18 protein-coding genes and 1 pseudogene are annotated in these 23297 nt (G+C 40.6%); 17 read left to right on the forward strand and 2 right to left on the reverse strand.

All coding sequences use genetic code 11. From position 1 onward, the window contains the following. Window positions 1-267: helix-turn-helix domain-containing protein (locus ACFIMM_RS00745; protein ID WP_375682443.1), on the reverse strand; the 267-nt coding region annotated here is incomplete at its 3' end. Between the two features lie 1513 nt (window positions 268-1780). Here ACFIMM_RS00745 and ACFIMM_RS00750 point away from each other — a divergent pair. Together ACFIMM_RS00750 and ACFIMM_RS00755 are read left to right on the forward strand one after the other, a co-directional pair. Beyond that, the gene (locus ACFIMM_RS00750; protein WP_375637717.1) at window positions 1781-3016 is read left to right on the forward strand and encodes an MFS transporter; all 1236 of its coding nucleotides are present in this window, start codon (window positions 1781-1783) and stop codon (window positions 3014-3016) included. 657 nt (window positions 3017-3673) lie between these two features. Continuing rightward, window positions 3674-4069, forward strand: a complete 396-nt coding sequence (locus tag ACFIMM_RS00755; RefSeq protein ID WP_375637704.1) for a hypothetical protein — start codon at window positions 3674-3676, stop codon at window positions 4067-4069. A gap of 1924 nt (window positions 4070-5993) precedes the next feature. Here the strand turns inward: ACFIMM_RS00755 and ACFIMM_RS00760 are convergent. Beyond that, window positions 5994-6363: pseudogene (locus tag ACFIMM_RS00760) on the reverse strand (helix-turn-helix domain-containing protein). 1122 nt (window positions 6364-7485) lie between these two features. Here ACFIMM_RS00760 and ACFIMM_RS00765 point away from each other — a divergent pair. The 15 genes from ACFIMM_RS00765 to ACFIMM_RS00835 all read left to right on the forward strand — a co-directional run bounded on the left by ACFIMM_RS00765 (window position 7486) and on the right by ACFIMM_RS00835 (window position 22814). Then, a complete protein-coding gene (locus ACFIMM_RS00765) occupies window positions 7486-7812 on the forward strand; it encodes a hypothetical protein (RefSeq protein WP_375638511.1) in 327 nt (108 codons plus the stop codon). A 184-nt stretch (window positions 7813-7996) separates the two neighbouring features. Further along, the gene (locus tag ACFIMM_RS00770) at window positions 7997-8128 is read left to right on the forward strand and encodes a hypothetical protein (protein WP_375638505.1); all 132 of its coding nucleotides are present in this window, start codon (window positions 7997-7999) and stop codon (window positions 8126-8128) included. 162 nt (window positions 8129-8290) lie between these two features. Continuing rightward, on the forward strand, window positions 8291-8422 hold the full coding sequence (locus ACFIMM_RS00775) for a hypothetical protein (protein WP_375611677.1): 132 nt from the start codon (window positions 8291-8293) through the stop codon (window positions 8420-8422). Between the two features lie 13 nt (window positions 8423-8435). Beyond that, the gene (locus ACFIMM_RS00780) at window positions 8436-8618 is read left to right on the forward strand and encodes a hypothetical protein (RefSeq protein WP_375681948.1); all 183 of its coding nucleotides are present in this window, start codon (window positions 8436-8438) and stop codon (window positions 8616-8618) included. Between the two features lie 663 nt (window positions 8619-9281). Further along, complete coding sequence (locus tag ACFIMM_RS00785; protein WP_375638503.1) at window positions 9282-10643, forward strand: PBSX family phage terminase large subunit; 1362 nt, start codon at window positions 9282-9284, stop codon at window positions 10641-10643. Further along, window positions 10628-12478, forward strand: coding sequence for a portal protein (locus tag ACFIMM_RS00790; protein ID WP_375638502.1), 1851 nt, complete (start codon window positions 10628-10630; stop codon window positions 12476-12478). Before ACFIMM_RS00785 ends, ACFIMM_RS00790 begins: the two co-directional genes overlap by 16 nt. A gap of 428 nt (window positions 12479-12906) precedes the next feature. Beyond that, complete coding sequence (locus ACFIMM_RS00795; RefSeq protein ID WP_375613656.1) at window positions 12907-13680, forward strand: hypothetical protein; 774 nt, start codon at window positions 12907-12909, stop codon at window positions 13678-13680. 347 nt (window positions 13681-14027) lie between these two features. Beyond that, window positions 14028-15146, forward strand: a complete 1119-nt coding sequence (locus tag ACFIMM_RS00800; protein WP_273791303.1) for a N4-gp56 family major capsid protein — start codon at window positions 14028-14030, stop codon at window positions 15144-15146. 83 nt (window positions 15147-15229) lie between these two features. Continuing rightward, window positions 15230-15925, forward strand: coding sequence for a hypothetical protein (locus ACFIMM_RS00805; protein WP_375682444.1), 696 nt, complete (start codon window positions 15230-15232; stop codon window positions 15923-15925). A gap of 21 nt (window positions 15926-15946) precedes the next feature. After that, entirely contained in the window at window positions 15947-16090 is a 144-nt protein-coding gene (locus ACFIMM_RS00810) for a hypothetical protein (RefSeq protein WP_375692570.1), read from the forward strand. 377 nt (window positions 16091-16467) lie between these two features. After that, window positions 16468-17931 carry a hypothetical protein gene (locus tag ACFIMM_RS00815; RefSeq protein WP_375682445.1) on the forward strand — a complete coding sequence of 488 codons (1464 nt, stop codon included), beginning with the start codon at window positions 16468-16470 and terminating at the stop codon, window positions 17929-17931. A 349-nt stretch (window positions 17932-18280) separates the two neighbouring features. Then, window positions 18281-18733: a hypothetical protein gene (locus ACFIMM_RS00820; protein WP_375681383.1), complete on the forward strand. Its 453-nt coding sequence runs from the start codon at window positions 18281-18283 to the stop codon at window positions 18731-18733. Beyond that, entirely contained in the window at window positions 18730-19869 is a 1140-nt protein-coding gene (locus ACFIMM_RS00825; RefSeq protein ID WP_375682446.1) for a tail fiber domain-containing protein, read from the forward strand. The genes ACFIMM_RS00820 and ACFIMM_RS00825 overlap by 4 nt, the downstream gene beginning before the upstream one ends. After that, complete coding sequence (locus ACFIMM_RS00830; protein ID WP_375674549.1) at window positions 19866-20870, forward strand: phage tail protein; 1005 nt, start codon at window positions 19866-19868, stop codon at window positions 20868-20870. The genes ACFIMM_RS00825 and ACFIMM_RS00830 overlap by 4 nt, the downstream gene beginning before the upstream one ends. Window positions 20871-22328: 1458 nt before the next feature. Beyond that, window positions 22329-22814 (forward strand): hypothetical protein, encoded by a 486-nt coding sequence (locus tag ACFIMM_RS00835; RefSeq protein WP_375692571.1) that lies wholly within the window; start codon window positions 22329-22331, stop codon window positions 22812-22814. Window positions 22815-23297 lie beyond the last annotated feature (483 nt).

Genomic DNA, 23297 nt, shown 5'->3' on the forward strand with positions numbered 1-23297 from the left:
GGCACTTACACGGTTTAAGCCTTTTTCGTATTTTTGGATTTGTTGGAAACTGACACCTAAATGGCTTCCTAATTCTTTTTGAGAAAGTCCCATTGCAATGCGTCTATGACGGATTCTTTTGCCTATCAAAATGTCGATAAAATGTGGATTTTTAGTTGGCACTTCAAGCCCCCCTCCGGTTGCGAGCGCCCTCGCATTGGTATTCCGGGAGTTAAAAACACTGACTTGACTCAGCTTTTTGCTTTTAGTGCCAAAGCACCTGGACATAGCAAAATCTCCCGGAATTCCGGGATACCCGCAAAGCGGGATAAATTTATGTGTCAAGTCTTCGGGTTTTTAATCCCTATTGATCGTTGCGTAGACGATCAAAATTACACTTTAAGTGATAAAGTAATTTCAGAAGATTGGCAAGAAAAATCAAAAATTTTCTATTCTATTTATGCCATAAAACACTGCTCTTTGAAGGGGTGTGAAGAGCTAGAATATTTGAGGGCAGGCCTTGATTTGTTGAGCCTGATGAAGTGTTGTCGTTTGAGGGGGGTGTCTGAAGACTGTAAGGGTACTAGGCAAAAAGCTGGGTTCGTTTATAGACTATTGTTTATAGAGTGGTGCGGGGTGGTGAACCTTTCGTTGGCTTTGTTCTTTAAAGATGTAAAAGCGTAAAAACGTATATCCGTAAAAGTGAAGTGGGGGATTTATGGATTTATATATTGTGCGTGTTTTTGGTCACTTTGGGCTTTTGGGGGCGTGGAATGTGGTGCGAGAATTGGGGGAAGTGTCTTCGTGAATGGAAGTTTAGAGGAAGAGTGCTGTTAAGTTGTTAAGTGTGTGACGGGAGAGAAAAAGGGGAATGGAGGATGAAGAGAGTGCGCATGGATAGGGGGAGAGTGTGGGTAAGGCGGTGGTGCAAAGAGATGCGTGAAGGATGGCGGTTTTGGAGATAGGGCTTGATTTGTCGAGCCTGATGAAGTGTTGTCGTTTGAGGGGGGGGGTGTCTGAAAATTGTAAGGGTACTAGGCAAAAAGCTGGGTTCGTTTATAGACTATTGTTTATAGAGCGGTGCGGGGTGGTGAACCTTTCGTTGGTTTCGTTCTGTAAAGATGTAAAAACGTATATCCGTAAAAGTGAAGTGGGGGATTTGTGGATTATATATTGTGCGTGTTTTTGGTCACTTTGGGCTTTTGGGGGCGTGGAATGTGGTAGCGAGGATTGGGGGGAAGTGTTTTCGTGAATGGAGGGGGAAGCTGGGAGGAAGAGGGGTGTTAAGTTGTTAAGTGTGTGATGGGAGAGAAAAAGGAGGAATGGAGGATGAAGAGAGTCCGCATGGATAAGAGGAGAGTGTGGGTAAGGCGGGTGTTGCAAAGAGATGCGTGAAGGATGGCGGCTTAAGAAGATAGGGCTTGATTTGTCGAGCCTGATGACGTGCTGTCGTTTGAGGCGTGGGTGGGTGTAAGCTTTATTTTGTGGGGAAAGTTGCTTTTTATTGTGGGATTGTAGATTAGTGCTGGTTGGGAATTTTCATTCTTTGAAACGTGGGGCGGAGGTCAATGTACTAATATAGCAGATTGTGATCTCATAATTTTTACATTCTTTCTTTTTTAAAGATATTACTTGATATTAGAGTAAATGCTTATATCAAGAGGAGTATTTCTTTAAAAATTTTCACTTAACTTATTAAGCGATTTATTAGAATAAAAGACTCTTCTGAAGTTCATATCACCAATTGTATCGAAGGAAGTGTAACTTTAAGTGTAGAAAAGTTTAATATCGGATGGTTGATATGAATTTGTTTTTAAAAAAGAGTCCATTAGCTCTTTTTTGTTCTCTCTTTATTTCCAAAGTTGGTGATTATGCTTATGAAGTTGTTTTTATTTTACTGGTCTTAGAATTAACAGATAACACCTTTTTTACAGGTCTTGTGTATTTTTTTCGATTTATCCCTTTTCTCTTTTTTGGCCCTATAGGAGGTTGGTTAGCGGATAATTTTTCTTTGAAGAAAAATATGATCTTAAGTGAAGTTGTTAGATTATTAGCTTCATTGTTTGTTTTTATAACTTATATAACAGGTACGGCACATATCATTGTTCTTATTTTTGCAGCAATATGTACAACGATAGGAAGAAGTATTTTCCAACCAAGTTTTCAAGCTGCTATTCCCAGAATGTTTTCAATAAAAGATCTTACAAAGGCCAATAGCATTGCTCAAATTATCATGGAAACGGCAGCCGTCATTGGCCCTTTGGTTTGTTCCATACTGCTTTTTTTAGCAAATAAATCGGCAGTACTCATTTTTGATTTTTTTACCTATTTTATATCTATTATCATGTTATTTAATCTCATGAATTTAAATTCAAGCGAGAATAAATCATTCAATTTTATAAAAATTTATCGAGAAACAGCTTCATATCTTAAATATATTTCTACAGAAAATAATAATTTATTTATTACGCTCGTTAGCTCGTCGTTTGCTATTCTCTTTACGGGTGCTATTTTAAGATTTTTAATTCCAGCTTTTGTTCTTTTTGTGGGGGGAGAGGAAAGCTTTGTGAGTTATATTTTTTCTCTCATGGCTGTTGGAACTATTGTTGGTGGTTTGTTATATAGTAAAATTATATTAAATATTACATCGTTGAAGCTCATGATATTTTGGCTTCTTTATGGGGTTATTCTGTTTGTTATGCCCTTAGCTGCAGAAATTTATTTAAAATTCCTTCTCGTGTTAGCATTTGTTTTAGGATTTATTGGTGCCTTTGTGGATATTGGTTTAGTCTCAGCTATTCAATTATATTCTCGTCGTGAAGATTTTGGTAAGAGTTTTGGAACCTTTTCAACTTTAGCAAACTCTGCGGAAGCAATGTCTGGCTTTATTGCTGGACTTTTGGCACTCGTGGGATTGTTAAGCTCTTTTTTAGCGATGTCCGCATTAATTATTTCCACGGGAATTCTTGGCGTTGTAAAAATTAAGAAAAATAAAGAGTTAACACCCCTTAACACGACAGTTGATGACGACCATTGATATATTTGATATCCCCATGCCGTTTCTTTTTTTTAAAGACGGTTCGCTCATTATCTTATTCATGAGGTAAAAACACCGCTTTTTGAAGGGGGTGATCTGAAACGAATGAGTGGTCAGTGGTGGAAACTTGCTAGGCAAGCATTTGAATTCTTTACAGACCGTTGTTTATAGAGTGGTACGGGGTGGTGAACCTTTCCTTGGCTTTGTTCTGTAAATGTGGAGAAGCGTAAAAATGTGAATCTGTAAAAGTGAAGTGGGGGATTTGTGGATTTATATATTGTGCGTGTTTTTTGTCACTTTGGGCTTTTGGGGGCGTGGAATTTGGTGCGAGGATTGGGGGAAGTGTCTTCGTGAATGGAGGGGAAATGAAGGGTGCTGTGCGTTGGTTTATGTAATGCAACACACCATGAAAGTAAGTATACATATACTATATGCTTTACATGTGTTTTTTCGTACTTTTAACATATATATTTTGTGTCTTAAACATAAGCTTTGAGTACTATGAGAGATGGTGGTCGTTTTTTAAACAAGCGAGAAAGTGATTAACTAATGCTTGATAGTAAAGCAGTATGTTGTTAAGGCTATTCTTTGAAAGGATGCTCTTATTTCTGGTGTAGGAGCTTCTCAGAAGAGAATACAATTTATAGGGGAGTTAAGATGTCAAAATATTTATTTCCGTTGCCTCTTGTCTTGGTGGCTGGTTGTGCATCTATCAATAATTATTCATCAAGTTATGTCAGTCCAAATATTACGCAAGATGATATAAAATTAATTGCTAACGATTTTGTTCGTAATCTTAAAAAACCTTTACCGCCCGCTACAACAACACTTATTGTGAAAAAAAATAAAACAGAAGACAACTTTACTCCTGTATTTATTAATCTCTTGCGACGGAATGGATATAACGTGATCTATACAGATCAACCAAACAAACAGCAAAATGGTGTAATTTTGACTTATCAAATAACGCCAATAAAGACAGGTATCTTGTCTATGGTTTCTTATGATGAGGTTGGAGTAACGCGTTATTATATTCGCACTTATAATAGATGAAACCCCTTTGCCGGTTTGTCTCAAAGAAGTAGATAATGAAGAAATGTATTTCAGGGGAAGTGTTGGGATTAAATTAATCAATAAAAATTTGCAGATGTGAAAATTACATATTCAGATGACAATTATCCGTCGTCTCGTTTACAATTTCAGTGTTGTAACGAAGAAAGATGTCGTTTTATCTGTTTGCAATCTTTCATGTTCTGTCTCAGTTATATAGCGCTTTTATCGTTTCTGTCTTATAGAAAATTACTTTCTGTTCTACGGCTCTATATGCCAATCTAATAGTCAGATCTAAACAATAAAATTCATATGAACTCTTTACAGAAATCTGTTGTTTGAGATTGTTGGAAAGGTGTTTTGTTTTTATCAAATTGTCGCGTGGTGGTTTGGGAGTTTCCTTTGGCTGCATTCTGTGAAGATGTAAAAGCGTAAAAATGTGAATCTGTAAAATGAAGCGGAGGATTTGTGCTTTGTGTGGGCTTTTATCATGGCATGGAATGTGGTCAGAGAACTAGGGGACGCGTTTGTGAATGGAGCGGGGAAAGTTGGGATGAAGAGGGGTGTTAAGTGCGTTTTCTGGAGAAGAGTGTGTGGAGAATATTTGAGGGCAGGGCTTAATCAGTCTTGTCTGATGACACGGTATTCTTTGAGGTGTCGTGATAACCATATGAAATAATCAGCAGGGGAATTTGATAGACGAGAAATCAGATTGTTGCAGACCAGTGTTTGCAGAGCGGTGCGGAGTGGTGATGTGGAAATTTTATTTGGCTTACGTTCTGTAAAGATGTAAAAGCGTAAAAACGGTGATCTGTAAAATGATGCGGAGGATTTGTGCTTTGTGTATTGTGCATTTTTTTGTCATGGTATAATGATAGGTCCATTGAGCACCCCTATCTTTACGCTTCATAAAAGAGCAAGCCGGGGCACTATCATTATATTTGTGCTAGCTCGTGGGTGTTGGCTACAGCCCTTGGCATACAGCCCTTGGCACTTGAGACGGTTCATAAGAGCCATTTTATTCCTTTCTTAATCGTTTTTTATCCATACGGGCTCTCCCCTGCTTTTGACGTGCAAGCGAGTGATTTTGATTGATTCAACATGGGAGGGATTTGAAATGAGAGAATCTTACGATGTTTGGAACTCTTAATCAGTATCAATAATGCTAAATTATTTCTTATAAATCAATATATTGTCATGGTGTCGAGGGGTGAGAAGGATTGGGGAGGTGAAGAGTGTGTGAATGGAGGGAAATGAAGAGTGCTGTTCGTGTGTTGGCTAGAGAGAAGAGTTTTGGAATAGCTGTGAACAGATTGCAGAGCTGATGTGTAAAGAGATGTGAAGAGATAAAAACTGTGGTTGGCTTTTATATTCTATGCGAAATTTAACAATTATATTTGCGTCTATATTTGTATGGGGGATATCCGTGAAATGGGTGTGAGAAGCATTGAGAGGTGTTTTTTTAATAAGTGGGTGAATGAGCAATACAATGAAAGCCTATTTAGAGGGGAAATCCTATTTTAGCTCTTGTTGTTTTAGACATTGTGTTTTGTATGAGGGGCATTTTGCAGGAAAGGTGTTTTGAGGGATGTGGCTCCCTTAAAGAAAAACACAAAAGTATCAAAAGAAAAATATAAAAACTTGACAAGGTAAATGTAAAAAGGTATCATAATGATACAATCGGAATTGTGCGTTTAAATCAGAAGAGATCTCTTGATAAAATTCTGTGAGAGGGGTGGGGATGTTTTTCCAAGGTTTTGGTGTTTTTATCCTATTTTGAAGTTTGATCCTATGATGTCGTAAACCGGTGCCGTAAACCGTTTTTTGAGATGTGGTGATATCAGTCAGGCAAGGCTTTAGGTAGAGGGGGATATTGGCAACGGATGTCGATTGATGCGCTTTTGCCTAATCAGAAATTAACCACTGTCTAATCAGAAATTAACCACAAAATTGCTTTTTGTTTTTTCGGCTGGAGCTCTCTAAAGTTTTTTAAAAGGGCGTATTCTTTTTCGCTGGTGGTATCTTGATCGTGGTGTAAGGCATGTTCTTTTGTGGGAATATCTGCTGTTAAAAGGTCCGCATAAAAAAAAGTTCATAGGAACCTCTAGTTTTTTAGCAATTTCGAGCAAACACCCCGCGCTTACACGATTTAAACCTTTTTCATATTTTTGGATTTGTTGGAAACTGACACCTAAATGGCTTCCTAATTCCTTTTGAGAAAGTCCCATTGAAATGCGTCTGTGACGGATTCTTTTACCTATTGAAATGTCATTAAAATGTGAATTTTTAGTTTGCACTTCAAGCTCCCCTCCGGTTGCGAGCGCCCTCGCATGAGTATTCCGGGAGTTTGAAAGCACTGAGCTCAGCCAGCCTTTTGCTTTTAGTGCTGACAAGCACTTGGACATAGCAAAAGCTCCCGGAATTCCGGGATACCCGCAAAGCGGGATAAATTTATGTACTGAGCGTTCGGGCTTTCAAATCCCTATTTGACCGTTGCGTGGACGATCAAAAACACAGATCAATTCATAAGGCAATTTCAGAAGATTGGCAAGAAAAATCAAAATAATTTCAAAGACTATAAGATTGGGTACTTTTTAAAAAAGTGCGAAATCTGGATTTTTAGTTTGCACTTCAAGCTCCCCTCCGGTTGCGAGCGCCCTCGCATGAGTATTCCGGGAGTAGTAAAGTACTGAGCTCTAGTCAGCATTTTTGCTTTTAGTGCTTATCACACCTGGACATAGCAAAAACTCCCGGAATCCCGGGACACCCACAAAGTGGGTTCATTCTTACGCTAGAGCTTAGGGCTTTACTATCCCTTATTGATCGTTGCGTGGACGATCAAAATATCCTTTGAGTGATAAAGTAATTTCAAGGGATTGGCAAGAACAATTAAAAGATTTGCTATACGGTTATAGTGTAAAATAGGGATGTTTGGGGGCGGTAATCTGATGTTAGTAGGGGAATTTATTGGGTAAAAGGTTGGATGATAGTTTAAAACCGGTGCGGGGTGGAAGCTTTATTCAGCAGAGGAAAATTTGCTTTTTGAAGTCGAATTGTAGATCAGAGCTTATCTGGCGTGTTTGATGAAACACCATTCTTTGAAGTGTGGGATAGCTATATGAAATAATCAGCAGGGGAATCTGATAGACGAGACATCAGCTTGTTGCAGACCCGTGTTTACAGAACGGTGCGGGGTAGTGATTTGAGCGTTTCGTTTGGCTGCGTTCTGTAATGATGTAAAAGCGTAAAAATGTGAATCTGTAAAATTATGCGGAGGATTTGGGCTTTATGTGGGCTCTTATCTTTTTGGGTGTGTCCCATTTTTTTTAATTGTTGAATGCTTGTCAAATTTTGTTGCTGATTTTTATGTCATTTTTTGTGTTTGAGGTTTTGGTTTCTCTTTAGTTGGAAGGAACATGATGATGGTAGATGAACATTGTCTTCCCTTACGTCGAAGAGGGCGGAAAAAAGGGGCTTTAAATAAAACAACAAAGCGATTTAATGAAGCTCTTTTGACAGCGGCGGAGCAGGCTGGATATCACTATGGTGAAGATGGGCTGGTGTCTTATCTTCAGTATCATGCGTTGAATAATCCTGTTCCTTTTTTTTCGCTGCTGGCAAAAGTGTTGCCTCTTCAGGGGGCTGGAGAAGGGCAGGTTAAAACAGTTTCGCGTATTGAGATTGTACCAGTGAATGCAAAAAATAGCGAACCGGAGAAGTGTGATACTTCGATAACTAAGGTTTGAAGAAGGAGCTGTGATGTTTGGGCATTTACTGGAGAGCAGAATATTTCGGTGGGAGATATTGGGGCTTCCTATGTCGAGATGCCGGCTTTTATGGGCGATGACAGAGGGGCGTGTGCTGAAGAGGTGATACCCGAGAGGTACAATGCTTAGGGGGTGTGGTTGTTATCTACTGTTTTGGATTTTTGTGAAGGTTTGGTCTTTTCTCGTTATTGAAGGTGTGGAGATATCAAAAACAGTTTCGCGGATTGAGATTGTGCCAGTGAATGCAAAAAATAGCGAACCGGAGAAGCTTGATCCTTTGGTCACTGAGGCTTGAAGCTACGAGAAAATGTTGGGTTGGGCACATGATGTTTAAGGGATATTGTCTTTGAACGGGGATGCTAGATGTTTGTCTGAAAGCTTATGATTGAAATTGCGGTGAGGGGCGTGTGCTTTAGGCGTGTGAGCTGTGACGTTGTTAAGCTTTGGTGGGGGAAGCATGAGGACGTGGACTGGAGGAGACTTCGGTGCATATGGTGTTTTTTGGGGGTACATGGCGTCTGGGGTGGTCTGTTTGAAGAGGGGCCGGCAAGATGCTTTTATGGCGATGCGTGAGGGGCGCGATACCTGAAAGATGTTGGGGAGTGCTTGATGATATTTGCTGTTTTGGGCATCTGGTGAAGATTTGGTTTTTTCTCGTTATTGAAGGTGTGGAGATATCAAAAACAGTTTCGCGTATTGAGATTGTACCAGTGAATGCAAAAAATAGTGAACCAGAGAAGTGTGATACCTCGATAACTGAGGCTTGTGATATTGAAAAATGTTAGGCTGAGGTGGGTGATGTGGGGTGATGTCTTGCAAGGGGGCTGCTTTGGTGATTGCCTATCTTGAGGGGATTGAAGCGGAGGCTATCGTGCTTGTAGGCGCTCGTGATATTGGGAAGGGGCTTTGGTGAATGATGCCGTAAGGGCCCCCGTGTGCTGGAGGGAATTTGGTGCAGGGTATTTGTGTGGTGGATATGGAACAGTGTTTTGATGGGGGAGGGGCATGAAACTTGAGAGAAGTGTTATGCTTGCGGGATGCATGTGTTTTGGTGGGGGTATCTTGGGGGATAAAGTGTGAGGATTGGTGATGCTTGAGAGGCATGATATTGGAGGATGTTGGGCTTTGGATATGCCTGAGAGCCATGTGCTGAGGCTATGATTTGGTTGGGGGGATACCTTGCTTGTGGTTGGGGGATGACAGGCGCGGTGTTTGAGGGGGTGGGGCTTTTGTGCCTTGGGGGCTTGGGGCGCATAGGTGGGGTCAAGGGGATCTCATGCAAAAAAGTGAAATTTATTGAATATTAGGATGAAGAAAAGATAAAGCGCTGCTTTTGAGAAGGGCGTTTTTCGTTCAATTGCTCTTTTCGTTCAATTGCTCTGGGATCATTAAACTTGGGATAAGCAAAAGGGTGCAGCGCAATTATTGCTAAAGTATGAAAATTTATAATGACAACTGTTCAGAAAATTTCTCAAAAAATTGAGCAGAAAACGGCTCAAGTGGCTCTTATTCCAAAGCTTATTCCTGTTTTTACTGGAAAAGCAGATGTGCGAGCCGCTTGGGGAGGACGGGGTTCTGGAAAAACACGTTCTTTTGCTTTGATGTCGGCTGTGGTGGGATATCGCCATGGAATGGCTGGAGAACGCGGGATTATTCTTTGTGCAAGGCAATTTCAAAATTCTCTTAATGAAAGTTCTTTGGAGGAAATTAAACGCGCTATCGAGTCTTATCCTTTTTTACAAGACTATTATGAAATCGGCGATAAATATATTAAGTCAAAAGATGGACGGATTGTCTATGTGTTTGCTGGGCTTGATCGCAATATCGCAAGTATTAAATCAATGGGACGCGTTTTCCTTTGTTGGGTCGATGAAGCCGAGCCCGTGACAGAAACTGCTTGGCAAACACTTATTCCAACTTTGCGCGAAGAAGGAAAAGATTGGAATGCAGAATTATGGGTCACATGGAACCCATGCCATGAAAATGCAGCCGTGGAAAAACGTTTCCGAAATGTCGATAATCCTCATATCAAAGGGGTGGAAATCAATTGGCGTGATAATCCGCAATTTCCTGAAAAACTCAATCGTGATCGAATGGACGATTTGCAGCAAAGACCAGAGCAGTATAACCATATTTGGGAAGGCGAATATCTCCAAGCTGTCCAAGGGGCTTATTATCAGAAATGCCTGCTGGAAGCCGAAATGGAAGGGCGGATTACCACTGTTCCACGGGATCCTTTGATGCAGGTGAGAATCTTTTGGGATATCGGGGGAACAGGCGCAAAGGCCGATGCTACCGCATTGTGGGTGGCGCAATTTGTTGGAAGGGAAATCCGAGTGCTCGATTATTATGAAGCCCAAGGACAACCTCTCTCAGAGCATGTGGGCTGGGTTTTTCAAAGGGGATATGAAAAGGCTCTTATGGTTTTGCCTCATGATGGCGCAACAAAAGATCGTGTCTATAATGTGAGTTTTGAAAGTGCCCTTCAACAAGCCGGTTTTCAAACCAAAATAATTCCTAACCAAGGAACAGGCGCTGTGAAAATGCGTATCGAAGCCGTAAGGCGGTTGTTTCCTGCACTATGGTTTAATCGTGAAACGACATGTGCGGGCAGAAAAGCGCTTGCTTGGTATCATGAAAAGCGCGACGAACAGCGCAATATCGGACTAGGGGCTGAACATGATTGGGCTAGCCATGGGGCCGATGCCTTTGGACTGATGTGTGTGGCTTATGAACAACCAAATGCTAAAGCGCGAAAAAAACCTTATCGCTCGTTTCACCATTCTCAAACTTCATGGATGGCTTTTTAATGAATAGTTCTACAGATTCTTCTTTTAATCAAATCGAAACGCTTGAAAATCAAGCTCTCTTTAAAAAACTCGTGGGTTGGTATCAGGATGATATTGATCATGTCGAAAAATGGCGAAAAAATGCCCAGGAAGATTACGATTTTTATAATGGACGGCAATGGAATGAGCAAGACTTGGCTGTCTTGCACGAACAAAACAGGCCGGTGATGACTTTTAACCGTATTGCGCCTTTAATTAATGCCGTGATTGGGGCTGAGCGCAATAATAAAAGGCAAGTGCAATTTATTCCACGACAAGAAGGCGCAGCCTTTGCTAATCAGATTCTGACAGGAGCAGCCGAATGGTTTCGCGATGAAGCCGATGGCGAATACGAAGATTCCGATGCTTTTCAAGATGCAATTATTTGCGGTATGGGCTGGACAGATACACGCCTTGATTATGAACAAGATCCCCAAGGAAAACCAATCATTGCACGTTTAGACCCGATGAAAATGGTGTGGGATGCAAGTGCTGTCAAGCCTAATCTTATTGATGCTCAACGCTTATGGTATATTGATGAAAAACCCCTTGCTGTGGCGCAGGAAATGTTTCCCAATGTTCATTGGAGTGACCTTAATGCTGATTGGGTTAAACATCAGAGCTTTTTACATTCAACCAGCGATGGGATGACACAAAGTTATCAGTCCGAGAGGGGGTATCAAGGAGAAGAGGGGAGCGGCTATCAACGTCCTAAAATGGTGACATTGGTAGAATGTCGCTGGTTTGAACGCGAGGTGGTTTATAAAGTTCTCGAGCCTCTAAGTGGAAAGTTTGTCGATTATTCAGAGCAGGATTTCCAAAATTTAAGCAAAACCTTTCCTCATGTCCAGGCAACAAGGTTGAACAGAAAAATTGTCAAACGGGCATTTTTAGGTAGAAAGCTGCTTGAAGCGCCTGATAAGCCTTTGGTTCCACCCAATCAATTGGGATGGGAGTGTATTACCGGTACTTTTGATAAGTTAAGCCGACAGTTTTACGGAATTGTGCGCCCTACAAAAGATCCGCAACGGTGGGCAAACAAATATTTTAGTCAAGTAATGCACTTGCTCAATAGCCAATCAAAAGGCGGCATTATGGCAGAACGCGATGCTTTTGATGATGATCGACAAGCCGTCGAGAGTTGGGCTAGAGCCGATAGCATTACTTGGTTGAAAAGTGGGGCTGTGTCTGGCGGAAGAATCCAACCTAAACCCGTGGCGCAATTTCCGCAAGGTTTTTTTCAATTGTTTAATGAAGCAAAGAGTGCTCTCGAACAGGTGACGGGGTTGTCTTCTGAATTTATTGGGACGCGAGCTGTCAATCAGCCTGGCATTCTTGAACAACAACGGCGACAATCGTCACTTAATCTTTTGGCTTCCTTTTTTGATGGGTTGCGTCGATATCGGCAACGACAGGGAAAAATTATTCTCTATCTTATTCAAAATTATCTCTCCGATGGGCGGTTGGTGCGTATTGCTGGTGATGAAAATGCCCAGTATGTGCCGCTGACACGCGAAATGGTGACAAGCTTGGAATATGATATTGTCGTGGATGATGCGCCAACAAGTCTTAATGAAAAAGAGCGTACTTTTGCACTGATCATGCAATTGCTTCCTTTGATGCAAAATTTTACAACGCCTGAGATTATGCTCGATCTTTTACGCTATTCGCCTTTACCGGCTTCACTTATTCATAAAATCGCTATAAAGGCGCAAAACTCTTTTCAAGAAGAGCAAAATGCTTCAGCGCAGATGGGGGGTAATGTGGGAACAGAGCAGATAATGCAGATGTTGCAGACAGTAAAGGCTCAACAATAGGACGCTTTGTCATGCGCGACTTCTGATAAACGCCATATATCATAAATTGCTTATCGATTTTCGTAGTGCATGGGCTCCCTTTTCTCAAAAGAACTGTTTTGTAGGGCAGGACTGTTGGGAAAAGTAGGGTGGAGAGGGAGGCTTGCCCGTCATGTGGGGTGAAAACATGGTGGGGATGGTGAGCGCAGAATGGGCTTATCGATTTTCGTAGTGCATGGGCTCCCTTTTCTTAAAAGACCTGTTTTGTAGGGCAGGACTGTTGGGAAAAGTAGGGTGGAGAGGGGAGTTTTGCCGTCATGTGGGGTGGAGAGCATTGGGGGGAATACTGGTGCTCAAATGATGGGAGAACATTGAGGGGATAAGTGCTTATGGGCTGTTTTATCTGAAAAATTTGATTTTATTGTTTAAAAAAAGAGAAGGCTAATGTCATGGATCAAGAACACTTAACGCCGGCAGAACAAAACCAATTGAAACAAGATTTTCTGGTCTCAACACAAGAGGGAGAAGATGGTGAAATTGCAAGAGAAGAAAAAACTCTTGAAGATAATTTTCAAGGGCAAGTGCATCAACAACAGTACTCTTCGCAAAAGGCTGGAAAAGAGGTTCAAGGGGGAGAAGATGTTCCACCAGATCCGCAAAAAGACTTTATGGGCTATATGCAATGGTTGGGAAAAACACTCCAAAAACAAGGGCTTGTACATGAAAAACAACAGCCTTCTCTTGCTCGCGAAGCAGAACAGTTGCATGCATTTTTTCAGCAGTCTGTTGCCAGTGTTAAACAAAAGCATCATGATTTTGATCAAGCAGCTGATTTTATTTATGAAACGCGGGCTAAACAGTTGGCAGCTTGTGCTTCGCTCTATCCTGAGATGGCAGATCCCCAAAATATTGATGCGATAATTGGTGATGAGTTGAAGCAGATCTTGCGCGATTGTGCGCAAAAAAATCAAAATCCGGCTGAAGTGATTTACTCTATTGCACAAAAAATTGGCTACACAAATGTTCCCAATAACATGGGTGAAAATTTACAGGAAAGACACAATTCTGCACGTACTCTTGCTGCTTATAACGGCTTGACGCCAAATGGGCCGATTTCTTTGGATATGCTTGATAAAATGTCAGAAGCAGAGTTTAGCGCTTGGGTTGCTGATCCTAAAAATAAAGCCGCTTTTAATCGTTTAATGGGGGGAAGAGAATTTTAAAAACAAGAATGTGGCAGGTGTTTTTTGCGGGAATGTTAAGAGGCTTTTGGCGCAGAAGAATGCGGGAGTGTTTTTTGCGGGGAACGTTAAGAGGCTTTTAGCGCAGGAGAATGCGGGGGAGTGTTTTTTGCGGGAATGTTAAGAGGCTTTTGGCGCAGGAGAATGCGGGGGGATTTCTCAAAGCACGGATGTGGTGAGGAGAGCTCTTATAAGGAGGAGGCAGACGCTAACAGAAATTAGATAAAACTCACGAACAACCTATTCACCATCTGAAATGAAATGTGGTGTTTTGAGCGCCCGGCGCTTTGCCGGGTTTTTTTATGTCAAGAAAACTTTTAGAGGATAAAATGACCGTAACTTATATCGGACTTAATGACCCAATGGCAGTGCGCACATGGTCTAAATTACTAAACCAAGAAGTCTCAAAAGCACTTCCAATTGCGCCGTTGATTGGAAATGATTCAAACAGTATCGTACAATTAAAAGATGAAACTACGAAAGCAAGTGGGGATGCTATTAGCTTTAATTTGCGTGTGCAGTTGCTAGGCGATGGGGTGAGCGAAGGGCAGACATTGGAAGGCAATGAAGAAGCTTTACAGTTTCTCAATGATCGCTTGGCAATTAATGAACTCGTTCATGCTGTGCGTGTCAAAAATGAGGGAACGATTGATCAACAACGAATTCTCCATGATTTGCGCACCGAGGCAAAAAATGGTTTGGTTGATTGGTATGCAGATCGTCTGAGTATGATGTTCTTCATTCAAGTTTGCGGGTATACCGCAAAAACAATTAACTTTGAAGGACGCACGATTACCCTTAAACCAGTTCATTATGGGTTTAATGCGCCAACGGCACCAACCAATAAACGTGTGGTACGTCCTAATGATAAAGCAAAAGATGAGGACTTAAAAGAAGACGATGTTTTTGATCTCAGCTTGATTGATAAAGCAGTTGAACGGGCTAAATTGGCAAATCCTAAAATTAGACCTGTGCGGATCGATGGGGAAAATGTTTATGTGCTTTATCTTCATCCAACCCAAGTGACACAATTGCGAACCAATACTGATGCGGGGCAATGGCTCGACATTACTAAGGCAATCTATAGTGGAAGTCGTATCAAAAATCCGCTCTATGATGGGTCTTTGGGCATGTATAATGGTGTGGTTTTGCGCGAAGCTGAACATATTACCGAAGGGGTCGAAGCTGGAACCGCTAACAAAGCTGTACCAAATGTGCGGCGGGCTGTTCTGCTTGGTGCGCAGAGTGCTGTGATTGCTTTTGGTAAAGATCGAGGGGCGACACGCTATAAATTGGTGGAGGAACTCTTCGACTATGAAAGAGAATTCGGGGTCGCGGCAAAAACCATTATTGGTATGAAAAAAACTTGCTTTACCTTGCCAGGGAGTACGCAAGGGGCTCAGGATTTTGGCACTATTGTCATTCCAACTTATGGAGCGCCAGCTTAAAGCGAACGCTTGCTCTCTTCCCCCAACAAGAGGGATCTGTTGGGGGAAAAATTTAAAATGCTTCCAGAAACAAGGACAGGCTTATGACCACTTTATCCACTGATCCCCAAAATCTAAACCTTACACATTCAGACCATTCTAAAACTTTTGCTTATATGGTCGCGCTTATTCAAGATGAAATTGACGATACAACAGCGGAATATTCCCTGCAAATTCAAGATTCAATTTTTACGGCTTTGCGTTTGTGTGAACGCGAACCCTTTTTCTTTAATGAAAAAAGAGAAAGGACGTTTAAAACACAAAGTGGTAAAACATGGTATGGGCAAGAAGAGGGGGTTTTTATTGAAGCAGAAAAGAGTTTGGAGGGTGTCTTTTTAGTAACAAAGAGTGCAACACCAACAAAGTTGTTCTTTAAGCCCTTGGAAGTGTTGCATCAACAATATGGTATGCATCCTGCGCTAGGAACGCCATTCTTTTATACCTACCTTGATCAAAAAATAGGACTCTTTCCAACACCAGAACATGTGGAAACTGTACAGCTTTCTTATGCTCTTGTTCATTTTGCTGATGAACAGCTGAAAGAGGATGATAACCCTTGGTTGATTTATGCTTTTGATCTTATTAAAGCACGGGCAAAATATGAACTTTATAAAAATATTCTTAAAGATCCTGAATATGCCGCCGTTTCTTTCAGAGATTTTCAAGAACAGCTTCAAGCTTTGCGCATTGAAACATCGCGCCGAAAAGGTTCTTCAAAGATTCGCCCAATGCGTTTTTAAAAAGTTCATTTCAAATCGTTTATGGCTGGCGTTGAAGGTTGGTTTGGCACTGGTGGCTGGTTTGTCACTTATGGCTGGATTTGCGCGTTGGTGTTGATGGTGAAGGGCTGGTGGATGGCGTTGGGGTGGCCATTATTTATGGTATCGTTTTTTTTGGTGCGTTAAACAACCTAAGGTTGTTTATTTTGTTGAATTTTATGCCTTTAGAGTTTTAAGGGCTTTTGTGGTTTTTTATCCATAAGCCTTGGTATTTTGAATGGCACTGAGCTTTTCAAAGATTTTATGGGGGCTTTTGATGGCTCTTTCCCCCGTCATTGTGGGGGGTGATTTTGCGGGCAGTTGATTTTGGTTTGGCGCTGGTGGATGGCTGGGGTGGCTATTATTTATGGTATCGTTTTTTTTTGGTGCTTTAGACAATCTAAGGTTGTTTATTTTGTTGAATTTTATGCCTTTAGAGTTTTAAGGGCTTTTGTGGTTTTTTATCAATAAGCCTTGGTGTTTTGAATGGCACTGGGCTCTTCAAAGATTTTATGGGGGTCTTGATGGCTTTTTTCCCAATCGCTGATTATCGACCCGATGTGGCGGATATCAATGGAATTTTTACCAATGAACTTGTTAATGTGCTCCCGGCGGATGGCTCCTATATCCCTATGCCAAGTTTTGAACCTTTATCAGAGCCTTGTCCGGAGCCAATCTTAGGCACTCTTGCGGTTAAAACAAAAAATGGGGTTTCTATTATTGTCGGGACAAGAGATAAAATCTACTTACTTGATAATACAACAATGAACTGGAAAGATATTAGCCAAAAAGGAAAACCTTATCTGGCTAATGTTGATGCTCCGTGGTCTTTTGCTTTGTTTGGTGATTTTATCATTGCTGTGAATGCCAATGATAAACCACAAGTGATTGATATTAATCATGATAAAACATTTAGAAATTTAGGAGGAAATCCACCACAGGCAGGGATTGTTCGAATCTGGGGAGATTTCGTTTGTTTGATGAAATTAACCGAAAATCCAAGACGGGTTCATTGGTCTGGATTAAATGATGCTGAATTTTGGACCGTGGGAAAAAAAAGTTGTGATTATCAAGATTTTCCTGATGGCGGATTCGTCCAAGGGGCAACGGAGACAACAAATCCAATTATCTTTATGCGTTCTGCAATCTATGCTGGTTCTTTTATTCCTGGCTCTAAGATTATTTTTAGTTTCCAAAAAATCCACGATAAACGAGGCGCAAAAAATGCTGAATCAATTGTTTGTAGAGGCGATTTAGCATTCTTTGCCGATGAGGGCGGGTTTTATCAAATAACAAATGAGGGACAGATTATACCCATTGGGTTCGAAAAAGTCGATCGAACGATGACCGCAAAATCAAGGAAGGATAATCTGTACACTCTGTCTGCTGCTATCGATGGGGTGTATAATCGTGTTTATTGGATGGTTGATTCTGATGAGAACCTTCATAAACGTATCTTGCTCATTTATGATTGGGGATTGCAAAAATGGACAAAAGCTCTCGTCGATATCAAAATGATATTGCCTATTTTCTTAGCAGGAACAACCCTAGAAGGTCTTGATTTTGTGACTAAGAATATTGACGATTTGTCCTTTTCTCTCGATAGTAAAGCTTGGAAAAATGAATCGCCTATTCTGGGGGCATTTGATCAACAGGGGAGACTGGGTTCGTTTTCTGGGGGTCCTATGGCTTGTGTCGTGACATCACAAGAAATGGGGCAGACAAATGGCATGATAACACGGGTGAAAAATATTATGCCTCAAGTCAATAGTGGAAAGTTTTATTTGTCTGTGGGAATGCGCTTTCGACAATCTCTTGAAGAGGAAACTGTTTGGTTGCCAGAAAAACAGCCCTCTTATAATACTGGACAAATTCACTGTCGTGCAAGGGCACGGTTTTATCGCTTTAAATTGCGTATTCCTGAAGGGGTGAATTGGACTCATGTCACTGGATTTGATGTGGAATTGACGCGGGCCGGCATGCGATAGGCATGCCCTTTTGTAATACCATGCGATAGGCTCAAGCCTCTATTATTAAAGAACAAATGCCCCATAGGCTTCCCAAACCTTTATAAACAAAGGCACAATGCGATAAGCTGTGTCTTTATAATATGAAGAACAAGGTGGTGCGTTATGTTTCATGCTTTTCTGCGATAAAGGAAAAATAGGCTGCACCATGGTTTATTTTTATAAAGAAAAAAGTTCCCTCTTTGTTGTGACAAAGGGATGATGGGGCTTTTTTTCTTTTATTGTGCGGGGGGCATGGAATGCGTGAAGTATGCATGGGGATGCGTATTGCTCAAATGAGGGAAATGATAAAGCTAAAAGAGCTAAAATTATGATGCTTGAGAGTCAAGATTTATATTCTGCTCATCTGACAGAGCAGTGGCCATGGGGAAAAATAGCTCCCTATCAAGAGGCACTCAATGCTGCATTGAAAAAATATGCGCAGCGCTTTCCGGATGATGTTTGTCTGGAAAAAATTGCTGAAGAAATCGCTACAGGACAAGCACAATTGTGGCTGGTCTTAAAAAATAAAATCCAATTTAGTGCTTTTGCAATTACCAAAGTTGAAATAACCCATACGGGAAAAAAATGCGTCGTTCTCTCAGATCTTGCGGGAGAAGGAGGGCTGAAATTGGTCAAGTTGATTGATGAAGTCGAAAAATGGGCGCGAACAATCAATGCGGACGAAATGCACATGTTTGGAAGAACTGGATGGGCGAAAAAGCTCGCTCATCACGGATATTCTCGTAATCTTATTCAATATAGAAAGGTTCTGGGTTCATGAGTAGAAAAAAAACACCTCAAGTGCAGACAACAACACAAACAAATGCACCACCCGCTTGGGCTGCTGATATTCTTAAACAAGCCAGTGCTAACGCGCTTGGACTTTATAATAAAGGAATTGGCGGAAACGTTTATCAGGGAGAGAGAGTCGCTGGTCTTAGCAATATGACAAAAAATGCGCTAACTGGTTTACAACAAGCAGCTGGGCTCTATAACAATCCAACGGTAACGCAATGGTTGAATGCACCAACCAACAGCGCTACAAATCTTTCCGGTATGGCTAAGGGAAGCTGGATTGGAAGCAATAGTAAATTTAATACTGCATTGCAAAATGCTCTGAATAAAACTTCTGATGCGATTAATCAATCTATGTCTGGGGCAGGACGTTATGGTTCTGGCGCTCATACTGGTGTGCTGGCCGATGAGTTAGGCGCCTTGGCAACAAATGCTGCGGTACAGCAGTATAATCAAGATATTAATAATATGATGAACGCGAACCAGATGATTGATCGCTCTCAGCAGGATCAGGTTAATGCAGCAAATAGCTATTATCAAGGACAGAGTAATGCGCAAAGCAATGCTTTGAAAGGGGGTATGATTCAAGATATAAACCGCCAAAATGTCTTAGATGCTGAACGCCAAAAATGGTCAGAAAAAGATAATCAAGATTGGAACCGATTGCAAAGTTTGTTACAGGTAGGAACACAGGCTGCTGGAAATTACGGAACGACTTCAGGAAAATCCACGACAATGCCTTCTGTGACAAAAGATCCATTGCGTGATGCGCAGCAAGTACTTGGATTGGTCGGAGGAATTTTAGGGCTTTGTGATGTGAGAGCAAAAGAAAATATTATCCCTGTGGGGCAGAAAAAGGGATATCCACTTTATACCTTTAATTATAAGGGAAATCCACAACGTTATCAGGGCGTTATGGCGCAAGACGTGTTGCGTGTGAACCCTGAAGCTGTTTATGTCAATGCGAAAACAAAGTTATTGCATGTTGATTATGACAAAATAGGCCTGAAAATGGAAAAAATGAAAATGGAGAAAATGCCGGCATCTAAAAATAAAATTGCGGCTTTCTTTTCTTCATTTTTTGCTCGTTTTCCCTTTTTGAAAAAAGAGTATCTTCTATGAGCTCGATTTATGATTGGTCAATTGTTGCATCAGAAAATGCTTATGTCGACGAGAATATAAACTGGGCAGAAGGGCAACCGCCAAGCACAGTCAATGATAGTGCTCGCGCTATGATGCAACGCATCAAAGAATATTTGTTGGATAATGGGGGCGGGATTGAAACACAGTTTACTGTCGATGTGAAAAATGAGAGAACGTCACTTCGTTTGGCAACAAAGTCTTTTTTTGAGACTTATATGGATGGCATTGTTGTGCGCTTTAAAGCACAAGGCGTCAACAGAGGAATAACAAATATTTCTTTAAATCAATTGCTACCACGACCAACTTATATGGCAACGCCAGAGGGTATTATGCCTTTAAAGGGCGGGGAAATTCAAAAGGGGGGGCTTTATGAGATCGTCTATACGCGTGATATTGCCGGAAAAAATGCTGATGGCTGGTTTTTAACCAATCCTACTATAAAACTTCCTGAAATTCCGCCCTTTCCTCCTTTGCCTGAAACTTTTTCTTCTGGATTTATTGGGACTTTTGCTACAGAAAAAATACCCTCTGGATGGTTACTGTGTGATGGTAAAGAATATTCGCGAAGGAACTATGCTAATCTCTTTGCTGTTTTGGGAGAAACATGGGGAAAAGGAGACGGGAGAACAACATTCAATGTTCCCGATTTGCGTGGAATGTTTTTACGGGGGCTCGATAGTGGAAAAGAAATTGATAAAGGACGTCGCTTGGGAAGCCGACAAGAAGAGTCTTTTAAATCTCATACCCATGAAGGAAAAACAGATTCAACAGGTAACCACCAGCATAGTTATCCAATGATTGAAAAGGTAGTTTGGGATATGAATCACGGTGAATATTATAGAAATCTGGCTCAAATTTACAATAAAAATTTGTTGACAGGTCCTGCGGGAGAGCATGAACATAAGGTCTTGTTGCAAAAAACAGGGGGAGATGAAACACGTCCTGTCAATGTGGCGGTGGTTTATGCTGTCAAAGCCTGAGAATGAAAGCTGTGTGAGAGAAAGATAAAAATGCTTGCAAAATGTTTGTTATGAAAAAAAGTCTTATTGAATATAAAGTCTTATAGAATATATTGTGCAGAAAGTTTTGAGGCGCTTTAGAAAAAAAACTCAACGCTCTTTATTCTTTTATTTTTTGTGCTGCCTTTGTTGGATGCCTAAAGGTGAGTTTACCTATTGTTCTTTAGAGGATCAAGACAGTGATTATTAAAGGTAGGGAAAGAACAAAACAAATTTCTTTATTCATGGCGTTTTTTGCTGAGGAATAAAGATTTTATCCCAAATGCCTCTCTCTTGTGGTATCGTGATCCATTGTTTCAAGTGCTGGGTTTAAACCGCTGCTGTGCGATGACAAAAAGCCCCTAGATAATTTTATCCTATTATAGCGTAAATACCGTCATTAAAACACTATTATTGAAGCTGGTGATATCAGTAAGATAGCTTAAAGTATTTAATACATTAGCAACTGTTCTGGGGAGGATTTGCTTGGTTAAGTATTATGCAAGTGAATCATATAAATAATGAGCAGATATGGAGCTCCTTCAGAGGAGTTGGATTGTTTACAAACCGATGTGGGGCTAAAACCTTTGTCCTTTGAGGGTGGTGGAAAGAGGTCAACGGATATGTTTATTTAAAGCGAGAAAAAGCAAAATGGAGCACTCCCTTTTTTGGCAAAGCGTGTAGGAAAAAAGCCACTCTTTGTTTTCAAAATGGGTGCACTGTTGGCAAGAGCAGCAGGTTGGCGATGCGTTGTAGTACATGGTGAGGCATTGAACCCTCTGAGATGGCATTTTGTGTTTATCAGGCAACTTCTTGAAACGGGATGAGAGTGATACGAGAAAAATCTATAAGACAATAGTTTATCCCGTTGTGTTGGAAAATACCATTGTTTGAGATGTGGTTAAAATTTTATGCATGGGGTGTTTTTCATCTGTGCGTATTCCTAACGCAGCATTTTTTTGTAGAATAACTCTGGACAGGGGATACATTACAAGGATGCATTTGAAGGGGGAAGCCAAGTCAAATCTGTTAGATAAGAAGCCAGATTGTTGACAAACCATTGTTTATTGATTGCCATTATTTAAAGACCGGTGTGGGCTTTGTCCTTTTGGGAAAGGTTGATACAGCATGCAAGGTGACATGCATTTTTCTCTGATTATCAGGTGATAAAGTCAACATTTTAGGTGGAAAACAGAGTATAATCTAAAAAAATACCTTGTAAAAATTTTCGATGAGGAAATTTTTTTTAAAGCCTTTCATATGGTTTTCTGAGGTTTTCTGAGGTTTTCTGAGGTTTTCTGAGGTTTTCTGAGGTTTTCTGAGGTTTTCTGAGGTTGTCTGAGGTTGTCTGAGGTTGTCTGAGAAATGCAAGAGCCGTACAACGAAAAAAGAGATGCAAATGCCTTAATACGCGTTTAGCTTATCAAAAAGGGGGATATAATGGCACTTTTTCCATTTTCTATTTCTGATATTGATGATCCGGAATGTATTCGTGTGGTTCTTTATGCTAGCGGAAGAATGGGACATGCTCCTTTAAACGCATTGTTGAAGAAAGCATATGAAGATATTACAAAAATTGCAAAGCGCATGGATGCTTTAGAAAAAAAATTAAATGCTCTAGATCTTATCAATGTCGAACAGAATAAAAATGAGAAAGAAGAGAAGCAAGACAGTATTAATAGTGTTGTGAGTGGTGGAATAACGACACCAAACAGTTTTGTGAGCGCACCAGAAATTAAAACAGAATCATCGTCCGTTGGAGACATATTTTTTTCTCCAATATACGAGGCGCCAAAAATAGACTACAGCTCTTTTATTTCAAAATTTACAGCACATAAGCCGCTAGAAATACACAGTAGTGTTACTCAAAACATCAGTGTTGAGCATTCTAGAGAGATTTCTTCTTTGTTAGATAAGGAAAAATAGAAAAGAGTGATCATAACAATATGTATGGGTTGAAGCTATAGATGAGATAAACCTGATTTATATCTTCGGTGGGGATTGGAATTGCACTCTGTTTGAGATGTTAAAAAATGGTAAAAATTGATAGAGAAGCGTTGTTGCTGGATAAGTTGATCATGCGTTGTTGGGGAGAGTAGGGCGCATATTGAAATCTAAGGGTAAGTTTTTAAAGCCTACAGAGCAAGGAGCCATGCCCAAATAGAAACGCATGGCAAAAGAAGCTTTAAAAAGATAAAAAATCGTGCAATCATTTTAAAAAGCTTTTGGATAGAGCGTTTGATGATTTTAACTCTATAAATAATTTGCGGTTTTTACGCTTTTTTAAAAGAGAAAAAGTGCAGATCCTCGCAATTTTAATTTGTTAAAAATCCCATAAAAAGAAAATGTTAATTGCCAAAAGGACAAAAGCAGAAAAATGCCTATAAAAAAATCATGCGTATCGTTGTG

The sequence above is a fragment of the Bartonella sp. AP258QHHD genome (genome assembly GCF_042196145.1).
In the GTDB taxonomy this organism is placed as follows: Bacteria; Pseudomonadota; Alphaproteobacteria; order Rhizobiales; family Rhizobiaceae; genus Bartonella.

Bases quoted from the DNA above. Each gene is read 5' to 3' on its own strand.
- ACFIMM_RS00835 (WP_375692571.1), top strand. From the start codon at position 22,329: ATGGCACTTTTTCCATTTTCTATTTCTGATATTGATGATCCGGAATGT.
- ACFIMM_RS00775 (WP_375611677.1), top strand. From the start codon at position 8,291: ATGAGGACGTGGACTGGAGGAGACTTCGGTGCATATGGTGTTTTTTGG.
- ACFIMM_RS00755 (WP_375637704.1), top strand. From the start codon at position 3,674: ATGTCAAAATATTTATTTCCGTTGCCTCTTGTCTTGGTGGCTGGTTGT.
- ACFIMM_RS00750 (WP_375637717.1), top strand. From the start codon at position 1,781: ATGAATTTGTTTTTAAAAAAGAGTCCATTAGCTCTTTTTTGTTCTCTC.
- ACFIMM_RS00825 (WP_375682446.1), top strand. From the start codon at position 18,730: ATGAGTAGAAAAAAAACACCTCAAGTGCAGACAACAACACAAACAAAT.
- ACFIMM_RS00790 (WP_375638502.1), top strand. From the start codon at position 10,628: ATGGATGGCTTTTTAATGAATAGTTCTACAGATTCTTCTTTTAATCAA.
- ACFIMM_RS00820 (WP_375681383.1), top strand. From the start codon at position 18,281: ATGATGCTTGAGAGTCAAGATTTATATTCTGCTCATCTGACAGAGCAG.
- ACFIMM_RS00810 (WP_375692570.1), top strand. From the start codon at position 15,947: ATGGCTGGCGTTGAAGGTTGGTTTGGCACTGGTGGCTGGTTTGTCACT.
- ACFIMM_RS00795 (WP_375613656.1), top strand. From the start codon at position 12,907: ATGGATCAAGAACACTTAACGCCGGCAGAACAAAACCAATTGAAACAA.
- ACFIMM_RS00815 (WP_375682445.1), top strand. From the start codon at position 16,468: ATGGCTTTTTTCCCAATCGCTGATTATCGACCCGATGTGGCGGATATC.
- ACFIMM_RS00830 (WP_375674549.1), top strand. From the start codon at position 19,866: ATGAGCTCGATTTATGATTGGTCAATTGTTGCATCAGAAAATGCTTAT.
- ACFIMM_RS00800 (WP_273791303.1), top strand. From the start codon at position 14,028: ATGACCGTAACTTATATCGGACTTAATGACCCAATGGCAGTGCGCACA.
- ACFIMM_RS00805 (WP_375682444.1), top strand. From the start codon at position 15,230: ATGACCACTTTATCCACTGATCCCCAAAATCTAAACCTTACACATTCA.
- ACFIMM_RS00785 (WP_375638503.1), top strand. From the start codon at position 9,282: ATGACAACTGTTCAGAAAATTTCTCAAAAAATTGAGCAGAAAACGGCT.
- ACFIMM_RS00765 (WP_375638511.1), top strand. From the start codon at position 7,486: ATGATGGTAGATGAACATTGTCTTCCCTTACGTCGAAGAGGGCGGAAA.